10 protein-coding genes are annotated in these 11369 nt (G+C 38.7%); 8 read left to right on the top strand and 2 right to left on the bottom strand.

The genetic code is table 11. The features are described 5' to 3' along the window. Together xisF and BV372_RS12655 are read right to left on the bottom strand one after the other, a co-directional pair. Positions 1 to 1389, bottom strand: a 1389-nt coding sequence (gene xisF, locus BV372_RS12660) for a fdxN element excision recombinase XisF (RefSeq protein ID WP_086686857.1), incomplete at its 3' end; no start/stop codon positions are given. A gap of 313 nt (positions 1390 to 1702) precedes the next feature. Then, positions 1703 to 2584: a hypothetical protein gene (locus BV372_RS12655; protein ID WP_086686856.1), complete on the bottom strand. Its 882-nt coding sequence runs from the start codon at positions 2582 to 2584 to the stop codon at positions 1703 to 1705. 969 nt (positions 2585 to 3553) lie between these two features. Between BV372_RS12655 and BV372_RS12650 the strand changes: the two genes are divergently transcribed. From BV372_RS12650 to BV372_RS12615, 8 genes are all read left to right on the top strand, one after another. Beyond that, positions 3554 to 3790, top strand: a complete 237-nt coding sequence (locus BV372_RS12650) for a radical SAM-modified peptide, FtsH ternary system-associated (RefSeq protein WP_086686855.1) — start codon at positions 3554 to 3556, stop codon at positions 3788 to 3790. A gap of 143 nt (positions 3791 to 3933) precedes the next feature. Beyond that, on the top strand, positions 3934 to 4527 hold the full coding sequence (locus BV372_RS12645; protein ID WP_086686854.1) for a hypothetical protein: 594 nt from the start codon (positions 3934 to 3936) through the stop codon (positions 4525 to 4527). Then, the gene (locus tag BV372_RS12640; RefSeq protein ID WP_086686853.1) at positions 4520 to 5581 is read left to right on the top strand and encodes a ThiF family adenylyltransferase; all 1062 of its coding nucleotides are present in this window, start codon (positions 4520 to 4522) and stop codon (positions 5579 to 5581) included. Before BV372_RS12645 ends, BV372_RS12640 begins: the two co-directional genes overlap by 8 nt. A gap of 115 nt (positions 5582 to 5696) precedes the next feature. Further along, entirely contained in the window at positions 5697 to 6080 is a 384-nt protein-coding gene (locus BV372_RS12635) for a trypco2 family protein (RefSeq protein WP_086686852.1), read from the top strand. Between the two features lie 44 nt (positions 6081 to 6124). After that, the gene (locus tag BV372_RS12630; protein WP_086686851.1) at positions 6125 to 7801 is read left to right on the top strand and encodes a CHAT domain-containing protein; all 1677 of its coding nucleotides are present in this window, start codon (positions 6125 to 6127) and stop codon (positions 7799 to 7801) included. A 67-nt stretch (positions 7802 to 7868) separates the two neighbouring features. After that, on the top strand, positions 7869 to 9317 hold the full coding sequence (locus BV372_RS12625; protein WP_086686850.1) for a ubiquitin-conjugating enzyme E2: 1449 nt from the start codon (positions 7869 to 7871) through the stop codon (positions 9315 to 9317). Next, positions 9314 to 10498 (top strand): JAB N-terminal domain-containing protein, encoded by a 1185-nt coding sequence (locus BV372_RS12620; RefSeq protein ID WP_086686849.1) that lies wholly within the window; start codon positions 9314 to 9316, stop codon positions 10496 to 10498. The genes BV372_RS12625 and BV372_RS12620 overlap by 4 nt, the downstream gene beginning before the upstream one ends. Further along, positions 10485 to 11342: a hypothetical protein gene (locus BV372_RS12615; RefSeq protein WP_086686848.1), complete on the top strand. Its 858-nt coding sequence runs from the start codon at positions 10485 to 10487 to the stop codon at positions 11340 to 11342. Before BV372_RS12620 ends, BV372_RS12615 begins: the two co-directional genes overlap by 14 nt. Positions 11343 to 11369: the final 27 nt, after the last annotated feature.

The following is an 11369-nucleotide window of genomic DNA, read 5'->3' as shown; positions in this document are numbered from 1 at the left end:
TATGGTTAGACGACTTGCATGATTTTTTACCTGCTTGGACTTTTCAAACAACCTCTTAGCCTTGAGGTTTTCCAAGTCTGGATCAAAACCCGGAATTCTATCGAGAGCATCTAGCCTAGACTCCAATTCCTTTAGCTTCTCTGACTTTCCTTGTGGTATGGGAGATTGCTCTGACTCATTTGCGAGAGTCTGAGAACGTTGCACTAAAGTCTGAATCAGAGCATCCTCAATATTTTGTTTCCGAGTAGATATGAGATTTTTACATCCCATCCCTGCGTATCTACAGGCAAAGTAATAATACATTCCTCCCTCTCTACGTTTAGCACTTTTAGTAATGCATTTAGAACCACATTCAGCACAAAAAACAAGCCCACTTTGATACGCATATTCTCGATATGAGTTAGTCCCATCAAGTTCTGGATTTGCGATTGGCCCTTTCTTGTTATTAAACTTGAGTATGCGCTGAATTTCTAAGTATTCTTCATCAGTAATGAGTCTGTGTTCGGGATGTGTATTATAAATAAATTCCCAGTTTTCGCGTTGATTCTTCTTTCTTTTACCTTTCCCTAGATTAATTCTTTGCAGATAGGCAGTATGTCCACATAACACAGGATTACTTAACCACCAAATAAATCCTGTAACTGTCCAATGAAATTTACCATCGCTACCAGTTCTCCGATAATTGATTTTAGCTAAACCATATTTTTGAAATATGACTTTTAAAGCTCTAGTAGCTCCTTTAGCATCGAAAAAAATATCAATACAATCTCTGGCAATTTCCTTAACGGTTAAAGCATTTAGTTTTGTCACGTCTGTTTCATGGTAGAGTTCCCGATAATTAGATGGTCTGTTGGATATGAGACACAGAAATGGAGTCTCATTGAGTTGATAGCGATCGTTAACTGTTTTATAACCCCAAGGGTAAGATTCACTAGCTGCTTTTTTATCGCGACGGTACTTTTTACCATGACGTACTCGCTCTGATAGAAGGTCAGTTTCCCATTCGGCAAGAGAGCCTAATAAATTAAGCATTAATCTGCCTTGGGATGTAGTCAAATCAATCGCCTGATCTAAAACTAGGAGACTTACTCCAGCATTTACAAAAATTTCTACACATTCTCGCAGCTTCGGTAAAGAACGTGCGATTCTGTCGATCCTAGTTATGACGACTTCATCTATCTTCCCTTCGCTGATTGATTTCATCAATTCTTTCAAAGCAGGTCTGTTATCCCTACTACCAGATTGAATATCTTGAAAAATTTCTGTCGCTCCGGCCGCTTTGAGTCTTGCTATCTGTTGTTCCAATGCATGAGAATCAACAGCTTGTTCACGAGAAGAAACTCTAGCATAACCAACTATTCTTTTGGGTTTTTCTAATTCAATGATCATTTTTCTCCTTTCTGATTGAGTAAAGTTTATTCGGTCGCCATTCATATTGATGCTCAATTAATATGAAAATATTAGCAGATTTTTGTGCTTATCTACTTCCTACTGGGTATGCACAGAAGCTTGATAAATCAAGGATTATTCCATCTTGAAACTGCTCCTTTAAAACCAATTTTTTCTATCAGTTACAGATGAAAAATAGAAGATAAAACCATCATTTACCGATTTATGTTATCTCCTAAAAAAATCTGCTCTGAAACTAGCTTGTCAGAGCAGATTTTAAATTTCATCTTTTGTGCATCTTTTTGGAAACTTGTCAATTTTCTTTACAAAACCCCTTATGATGTTTAGTGGGTTTTTGACTTTTCCCTCGCTTACCCTTTCCACCAACAGACAGGGAACCATTTTCTTCTAAAGCAGCAAACTGTAGATTGGGATTATTACGAATGCTTCTGAGAGTTTGTTTCCGAATCTTGATGTATTTAGAGTAGATTTTCCGAAACGGAAAGTCCTGCTGTGCAATTTTTTCAGCATGTGCTTGGATAGCTGCCTCTGTAGAATCCCAACTTTGAATTTGATTCGGCTGAAAATCACAAGCTTCTGCAAATCGTCGTGAATGAAGAGAATCAAAGTTTTCGCTGATTCGTTTTGACATTGCATCACAGTCAGAATGTTTTCCTCTCCAAGAAGTTGTTCCTAAAATTCCTGTTCTTTTAAAAGTATTCTCCAATCGCTCAAATTCGTAGCTAAACCAAAGTTGAGCAGCAGAAAGATGTTTAATTGACTCTTTCCATCCAAATTGGTCGCGTTTGAGAATTTCTTTGCAGAGATTTAGGAAAGCCCAAGATTGTTTAGCATGGGGTTTATAGTCAAACTCCCAACTAAAACGTAGCTCTGGTGGATCAACAGAAGAGCTATTATTGTTAGTGCTATCAAAGTGAACTAACCACTTATGTATAGCCTTAAAAGCATCTCTATGAGACCGAAGTAAAACTCCTAAATGTCCCTCATTTAAGTCAGAGCTTAAAATTCCATTAGCCTTAAGAACAAAATCCGGTAAAAGCTTAAATGCTTGAATATATTCGTTACGACTAGGCTTTTCTTTGCCTTGTATATCTAATCGCTGGATGATTAGATTGTATGTACCTAGTCTCAGTTCTTCTTGCTGTAAGAGATATTTTGTGTGATTAGTTTTCATTATTACTCCAATGAACTTAATTACATAAGTCTCAATTTTTTACCAATTTAAAACTTAAAAACCCTTGAGTAGAATGCCAAATAATGACTTATCAAAAAAGCCGGAGATTTACATCCCCGGCTTAGGTTGATTATTTAATTAATTTTGGCTTTTTAAGTTTTAATCATATCTATAATTATATCTGTATAATAAGCCCAGATGTCAAGGCTAAATTCAAAAAGTATTAACCCAAGTACCTCTAACTGCTAGCAAAGCAAGCTGTGATTAATATGAATATAAGCTTATGCTTGCCAAACTCTAGCCAAGAATTAATGTTGCACTCAAAGTCTCATGTAAATAAAAATGTGAAACCCCTGTTAGAGATAGGTATGGGTGTTGAAGTTTTTAGGGTAAAATTATGCACGTTAGCTTATTTAGCTATTTATGTTCAAGCTATTTCTCTCTCTGGCACCCAAAAGTCAGTTTTATTAAGTATTCTTACTCATTTTAGAGCTATTTCACCCAGAAGTCAAAATATCAGGGTAAGCTAATGAGCATTTAAGTTGCATAAAGCCAGGGCTGAAGCCCTTACTACAAGTAGAACCAGCTTGGAAAAATGAATGGCGATGAGCTTAAAAATAGATCTTGGATGCTAGTCAGCGCAGTCAATCAATGTTACTTGCACAGTACAAATCGAAGATGCTGGATACACTATTGGATAGTATTCTCTGGTGAGATTGATCAAAAGGAGCGATTTCACTTATTATTTTTGCGTTATATTCCTTATAAGTGCAGATTTAATATATGTCCAAACTGAATCCTAAAATATGATGCTTAGCTATGTACCCAGATTTCTCTTGGCAAATTTTTAAAGAAAAACTGTGCTTCAAGTCTTATTTTACTTTGATACCAATTGGGTTGTTTTAATATGTGTTAATCTCATAATAATTACAATTTTTTGTCTACATTTTAAATATTATTAAATACTTTATGGAAGAAAATTCAATTTCTAATCAACCTGTCAAAACAAGCTTTGTTTCTTATTTGCCAGATTTAATCACCGAAGAAGACTATCTTCTTAGTTCTGAGCAAAAAAAAATCCGTGTGCGAATTAACATGAATAATGAAGGAGTCGATATCTTAGGTGATAGTATGTACGCTTACCTTATAGAAGAATTAATGGCTCAATTAGGTGCAGATGAAATCGAAAGGATACTATGTGGTTAAGTTAATTGATATTAAAATTTGATAATTATTAGCTTTAGAAATTTGAGTTGATGTAGCAAAACAGTTTGAATAAATGCTAAGTTCAATTATCTTTATCCACATAATTTAATTTTTCAAAGCATTTGACCTTAATTTGAGGTGTGATGACAGAACAAACCAAAAGACAACTGGATTTGCATAGCGAATTTGACAAGGGAGTTCTAATTGCTACAGACCCAGTCAATAACACTGCAATTCAAAAAGGCGGTAAAGGGATAACCACATTAAATTCTTATTGGTTACATCACTACTGTCCGATTTGCTCTCATACCTTTCGACTGGGTGAGGAAGTATATATTGCTGAAGATGGTACTGTTAAGCATGATAGTGCTTTGCTACAAGGTAACAAAGCTGATGTCAGTAAGTGGGAATTTTCGCAAGAAACATCAGCTTTCTTTATGGGTTTGGATACAGCATGGCCTCTTCCCCAAGGTTTACCTGTAGTACGCTTAGATGCTGTTCACCAATTACTAGCCCCACCATTTGCAGGTTTTCAACGTCATACTTGTGTAGTTTGTAGCCATACCTTACGGCAGAATGATCAGGTTGTGATTTGTCCTTGTAGTCCTCATCAACCTTTGTGCAAGATAGCTGTTCATCGAGATCTAATGCATGGTCTGAATTGTTTAGAGCTATGGAATCCAGGAGCTAATAGACAATATTACTGTCCTGTTACATCAAAAAAACTTTATGAGTAGTCGTTATGCTCGACATGAGTTAATGCCTGGTTGGAACCAGCAACAGCTTGCAAATGCAAAGGTAATTATTTTTGGTATGGGGGCACTAGGTAATGAGGTTGCAAGAATTCTGGCTATGTCTGGAATTGGTAGCTTGCTTTTGTGTGATCCAGACTGGATAGAAGAATCTAATCTGAGTAGAACGGTGTTATTTCGACAGTCAGATATTGGTAATTTTAAGGTAGAAGCCGCAGCCACAGCTTTAAGAGAATTAAATCCTACACTTGCAGTTGAAACGCGATCGCTTCCATTAATTCACGGTGTGGGTCTAGGAGAAATCCGAGATGTTGATTTAGTTATTAGTTGTTTAGATAGTCGTTCGGCTCGTTTACAGCTGACTGGCCGTTGTAAGTTGGTACAAACTCCCTACATTGATGGTGGAACTCATTCTTGGGGTGGAGAAGTGCGGCCTTACTTAGATCCAGATGACCCATGCTATGGATGTAGCCTCACCCCAGAAGAGCGTAGCATAGCTGATGTTCCCTGGAGTTGTCTTGATACCAGACCTGAGGATTCTGTGGGATCAGCAGTGCCATCATCTGCTTTAGTAGGAACTTGGATGGGCATCATCGCGATCCGTTTTTTGATGAACCTGACTTGTCCTGCTGGCACTTTAAGGATTGATAGTTCCAGAGGAACTACAGTAGTTATTCCACAGGTACGAGATTCTGAATGTCCTTTGCATACATCAATAGATTTTGTCAGCAAGATTAGTGTTAGTTCTCAGGAGACTATGCAAAAGTTGCGTAGTCTCCTTCCTAAATCAGCAGTACCCCTTGTTTGGGAACCAGTGCAAAAGCTTGTTGAATGTTCGCATTGCAATTTTCAGGAAATTCTTTGGGGACTTCCCTCTATAAATTTATGCCCTCAGTGCCAACAACCTTTAAGACCTAGAACAACCATTGAATTAGATGAAGTTCCGGATCTGGTGAAGCTTGCAGATTTGGGTATTCCTCCCCGTGAAATACTTACGGTGAAAACAATGAAAGGTTGGCAATGGTTTGAGTTAGAATGATGACAGCTTAATTTTAGGTATTAGTATAAAACTTTATTTACAATTATTTAAGTTATTTAAGGTTTGATCTAAAAATTAAGCAAAAAAACAAAAGTCAAATTTTTTATCCTGAATCATGACTAACAATCAAAATAATCCTATTGGTCTTGCAGAGTTAATCGAACAGGTTAAACAAGAATTGCTCACATCACCTGCGGAAGAAGAAGATGTTCCTCTTCTGAGTGTGGATTCAGTAGAGTTAGAACTCCAGGTTACAGTTCAGCGGCAGGATGGAGGCAAAATAAAAATTAATGTGATGTCACTTTTTAGTGGTGAATTAGCAGATAAATTTAGCAAAGACAATATGCATAAAGTTAAAGTAACCTTATCTCCCTTAGTTGATAAACAAAAACTTATCGCACTCTATTTACAACGTAACCCAGAAAAAAAGGAAGAAATTATAAAAGCTTCAATTGAACTACTGAAAAATCCTTCTCATGAGGCTGGACAAGGATTCTAATATTTAGTGATTTTAACATTTAGTTGCGTTGAACATGAGAAATTATGGAAGTTATAGGGTTTTTTCTTAACCCCCACAATGACCGTGAGTTTGAAGTCATTAATACCCAACATGGTACGACAAAAACAACGCTTCCTTTTTTTGATGGAGAAATTGATTACCGAACAACCCTAATCAGAGTAATAGAAATTACATCGCACGGAAACACTGAATTTAATCCTCAACGCTTTAATTCAGACGAGGCTAATTGGCTGCTTCAGGCAGGGTTTCTGAATCAGGAGGAAACACACTTTCATTCAATCTCAGTTATACTGCCTAAGCTTGGTCAACAACTTTACCAATCTTTGTTTCCAAAAGGTGAAAAATCTGAAGAAATTCTCAAGGCAGCATTGCAAAGAGCAAGTGGAGACGAACTACACATTCAATTTAGTTTTGAACCTGATTCTGTAGGAACTAATCGTGCTGCGGATTACCCTTGGGAATTGTTGCATGATGGGACACGATTTCTCGCTTGGCATAAGGTTAGCTTTTCTCGTTACATTGCCTACAATGATTTTGCGCCTAATCTACCTTTAGTTAACAAGGTTAATGTTTTACTCGTCTGTTCAGAAGCTTTTGATACTGCTCAAGACATGAAACAATTGGGACAGGGAGATCGCCAAGCAATAACAGCAGGATTAGAGTTAGCTAGTCAAGAAGGCTATATCCATCTTACAGATTTAGCCGCAGAAATTGGGGGTATTCCTACTTTCAATGCTTTGCAAAAATATTTAACTGAACATCGAGGAGAACAGCAACCACACATATTACATTTTGATGGTCATGGCTTATATGGCAAGAAATGCCTCAAATGTGGAAATATCCACCCTGGAATCACACCCCAAAAATGTCAGAATAAATTATGTGGAGAGAATTTGCCCCCTGCTCAAGGATATCTTGTATTTGCAGATGAAAAAGGTCAACCGGATTATGTTAGTGCCGCAAAACTCGGAGCTACATTACAGAATTTAACACCAAGTTATCAAAATACTAATCATGGAAGTTTAGCTGTTGTAGTGCTTAGCGCCTGTCAGTCTGGTATGGCAGTTGCGGGGGAGTCTTTATTTAACGGTACTGCTCAAAAGTTAATTCATCACAGCATTCCCGCAGTGGTAGCTATGCAATATTCTGTGAGTGTTAAGGCAGCGAAAAATTTTGCAGAACAGTTCTACCGTGCTTTAGGGCAGAAACTTTCTCTCTCTGCGGCTGTAAGGCAAGCAAGAATTGCAATGGATATCGAAGGAAATCAGTGGTATCGTCCTGTTTTATATCTGCGCTGGCATGATAATGAAGGAGGACAGTTGTTTGAACAGCCAGATAGTTCGCAGACAGTACACCTCCCCACTCGAGTTGAAAAAACTAATATTTCTGCCGATCTCAAGATCAAACCAGGCAAAATGAACTTACAAGCTTTAATAAGAAATAAAATTCTTCAAGAGTTAGTAACATTATTTAATAATAAAGAGATAGCGGATATGTTGTTAGACACTATAGAATTTCCTGGTCATCTTCGTCCAATTTTTCCGCAACAAGGTACACCCTTGGGTTATTGGCAAGAGATTTGTAAGCAAATTCAATATGGTGCCTTACCCAGTGGAAATAACTTACAATTACTGGTGGATGCAGCTGCGGAGTTTTTTCCGGCTAATCCGATTTTTCAGAAACATCGTAGTCAATATTAAACAGATTATTAAATTTATGATTAATCGAATTTTAAATTATTTGATAATTTTTCTAAGTAATTAAAAAATGGCTCTAACGTTAAAGGACTTAATCAAAAATGGAATATTGAATGAATTTGCAGTCTTATTTCATGATGAGACTATGGCTAATCTTCTGCTGGATTTAATTGACTTTCCTGCTGGAATGCGTTCTCAATTTCCCAATAACGGTAGTACTCTAGGCTATTGGCGAGAAATTTGCCAGCAAATTACAAATGGTATCTTACCACAAGGAACTGATTTACAAGCACTGATTGACGAAGCCGCCGATTTGTATCAATCCAACCGTATTTTTAATCAATATCGTAGCGATCGCACTTACCCCCCCAACCCTAACAATAATCAGCCAAGTTCCACACCGCAAGCACCACAAGCAAGTAACAGCAACTTATTCACCATATTGATCCAAGGTCGAGATGATGCCAACAATGTTCTAGCCTCAGCAGGAGTTATCGCCCCAGGACAAAGCATTTTACCCGAAAATATCACATTGAGATTTTCCGGTAATGGCGTTGTATTACTAGGACTCAATAACTGTAGTTCGCAAGCAGTTGCATCTTTTGCAGGTGGACTGCAAACAATACTCCAATCTGGACAAAACCAGGTACAAGTAAGCGTATTAACAGAAGATCCTCAACCTTATCTCATCAGTCGCATATTTGTTGAGGGACCAGATCAAGCAAGGTTTGAAGTTTGTGATGTTAGTTCCGATACTACAGTAGGAGAAATCGCTAAAGGGGTGATGTCAGAAGCCTATGACCCCAGAATGTTCCAAGATAGTAGAGGTAGAGGACGAAGAGTTGTAGTTGACAGGGTAAGTGAGGATAGCTCAACAGAACGTTTAGCTCATGACCAAACATTGCACGAAGCTAATATTCAAGAAGAGGATACCCTCAGTGTTGCACCAGAAGCAACTGCGGGAGCAATCCATCCCCAACTGCGCCAAGAAGCCCTAGCTCGTGCTAGAAACCAAATAATGGCTTATGCTCAAGCTCATCCTGGGTTTCAAGTTTCTGCCAATAACCATCTAGTTCCTACTGATTACTTATTAAAGTTCAACGCCCCAGGATTTGCACCACCTCTGCAATCAGGTGGAGAACCTCAAGCCATTGATGAGCATGAAGTTTATCTAATGCTACCTGGAACATTCCCAATGCAAGCACCCCAAGCTTTTTGGCAAACTCCTATATTCCATCCCAATATAGAACCTCAAACTGGTTTAGTTTGCCTAGGGGATTTAGGCGATCGCTATCGCCCAGGATTAGATTTTGCTAAACTGTGTCAGTTGCTCATTGATATTGCCAGCTACCAGAATTATGCTTTAGACGAGGGGTATAACAAGGAAGCACAAGAATGGGCAATTTCTGATCAAGGTCAAATTGCCATTGAACAGCGAGGTGGACAGTGTATCCTGCGTAAATTAATCGATGAGATGCAAACCCCCCCTAAACTCAATATTAAACGGTTGAGCGAATGAAGGAACGGGATGACTATAGGATTGAATTATACCGAGGAGCAGACCGCAAGTTCTTTGGCACAATGCCGTTTTTACCTATTGTACAAGAATCCCTAGAGAGCTTACTCGGACGTTCTTTACTTTTAAAATCTATCCTGGTCATACTTCTGCAAGTACCAGAAGAACCTCTGCCCATAGAATCCCCTGTAGTCGAAAATCTGGTTCCAGATTTCGGCTATACTTACATCAAGGTGTATCAAGGAAACTTTTTAATCTATCAGCACCCCCATCGTCTTTATGACGTTTTAACCAAAAACCTAAGAACGAAATTGAGTAATCAGTACCCAGAGGAAATTTGGTGGGGTTTTCGTGTCGATATACCGGGAATGCCCCAAATTTCAGCATTCCGGTTAAACCCTAGAGTCTCAACATTGCATCCCACACCAGCAAGGGAAGGCAATGCAGAGATCATTCCTTATCCACATCCACATGGGGAAAAACCAAAATTTCAGATTCGGCGTTTAGCAGAAGCAGAACCTCCCCTGAAAACTTTAGCTGATTTTGGTATTACATCTGGTCAAACAGCTGGGGAAATACCAATATTTGGAAATCAAATCAATCCTGTTTTAGTCGAATCATTAACAGCGCCAGAAACCGGGGAGAGAATCACACAGGAAAAAAATTTTGCCCCCCAAATTACTACATCTCAAGACCAAATAAACAAAGCACCAGTCAAAATTGTTTTAGCACGATCGCTTTACCAAAATCTATGTCATCAACGCCCCCTTTCTCAAAAAGTTGAAGAGGGTGGCTTTTTGGTTGGCAACGTTTATCGAGATGGTGACGAAGAGAATACTTATTTAGTAGAAGTCAGCAATGCTTTAACGGCTCAACATACAGGCGCTTCATTTCTGCATTTGACTTTTACAGGTGATTCTTTTGTTGAGGTGAAACGAACATTAAATCAAAGTCACTCTGGAGAACGTCTTTTGGGTTGGTATCACACCCACTTGTTTCCCGCTACACCAACTTTTGGCTTATCCTCTATTGATGTAGAGTTGCACTTTAGCACTTTTACTATTCCTTGGCAATTAGCAGGGTTGATTAACTTAGATGGGAATCAGCGCACCTTGCGTTTTTATGTCCGTCAAGGAAACAAAATGGTTCTTTGTCCATATTGGGTGATAGATGAGCGCCATTGATACTGCATTACAAGTAATTGAGTGGGCGACTAACCAGGAAGTCTCAGGAGTAATACCCCAGGGTGATTTATCTGGCATAGAAAAGTTGGAGCGTCCTTCTGCTAAACTTGTTCAAACCCTACAACAACTCAGCATCGTTACCGCGGCTAAGTTGCGATGGTCAATGCCTCCTTTAGGAGATCATCGTCCCATCAGTTTAGATAACATTATAATTGCCGCAGCTTTAGGTACAGCCAATCCCCAGTTAGCCCGCGTCTTGCTTAAAGCAGTTCCAGCACCATCTTGTTCAGGGGATTGGGTAGTACGTCATGGTTTAATTACCCCCGCTTTATCATTTCTCAAAGATGAGATTGCAGATGATTGCAGACTGTTATCGCCCTTAACTACTGTGTTGAATCGACCAATCCCAGGACAAGAAAATCAAGCTGTGAATGTAGGATTGCAACTATTGCAAAACCCAGAAGCTAAATTGTCCCTGACTTTACATCTAGCAAAACCAACCGTAGATATCAAAATCCGCGATTGGAGAACGCAACTATTGGATCGTCTGCGTCTTGGAAAAGCGACTTTTGTCCTCGATGTGTATGAAACCGCAATGATTTATCATCAGCAAGAGGTAATTAACCAAGTCAGGACTGCTGATAGTATCATTAGCGATCGCCAAACAGCTGCCAATGAAGAAGAATTGCGAGATGCCTTGTCAATAGCTAATTGGTGGCAACCTCTATGGGCAATTGAGCGAGCAGATGTCAATCAACTGCGTCAGCGTCGCTACCTTGGTTATGCTTATCGTGAGGGCATTAAATTATTTAATTTGTCTCAAAGAATGTTAGGCAGTGTTTGACAGTTATAGTTAAAGCTATTTAATCAG

The organism is Nostoc sp. T09 (assembly GCF_002154695.1).
GTDB lineage: Bacteria > Cyanobacteriota > Cyanobacteriia > Cyanobacteriales > Nostocaceae > Aulosira.
Note: the sequence above shows the minus strand (reverse complement) of the source record. Positions and strands in the feature narration are given on the sequence as shown.

Bases quoted from the DNA above. Each gene is read 5' to 3' on its own strand.
- BV372_RS12655 (WP_086686856.1), bottom strand. From the start codon at position 2,584: ATGAAAACTAATCACACAAAATATCTCTTACAGCAAGAAGAACTGAGA.
- BV372_RS12650 (WP_086686855.1), top strand. From the start codon at position 3,554: ATGGAAGAAAATTCAATTTCTAATCAACCTGTCAAAACAAGCTTTGTT.
- BV372_RS12645 (WP_086686854.1), top strand. From the start codon at position 3,934: ATGACAGAACAAACCAAAAGACAACTGGATTTGCATAGCGAATTTGAC.
- BV372_RS12640 (WP_086686853.1), top strand. From the start codon at position 4,520: ATGAGTAGTCGTTATGCTCGACATGAGTTAATGCCTGGTTGGAACCAG.
- BV372_RS12635 (WP_086686852.1), top strand. From the start codon at position 5,697: ATGACTAACAATCAAAATAATCCTATTGGTCTTGCAGAGTTAATCGAA.
- BV372_RS12630 (WP_086686851.1), top strand. From the start codon at position 6,125: ATGGAAGTTATAGGGTTTTTTCTTAACCCCCACAATGACCGTGAGTTT.
- BV372_RS12625 (WP_086686850.1), top strand. From the start codon at position 7,869: ATGGCTCTAACGTTAAAGGACTTAATCAAAAATGGAATATTGAATGAA.
- BV372_RS12620 (WP_086686849.1), top strand. From the start codon at position 9,314: ATGAAGGAACGGGATGACTATAGGATTGAATTATACCGAGGAGCAGAC.
- BV372_RS12615 (WP_086686848.1), top strand. From the start codon at position 10,485: ATGAGCGCCATTGATACTGCATTACAAGTAATTGAGTGGGCGACTAAC.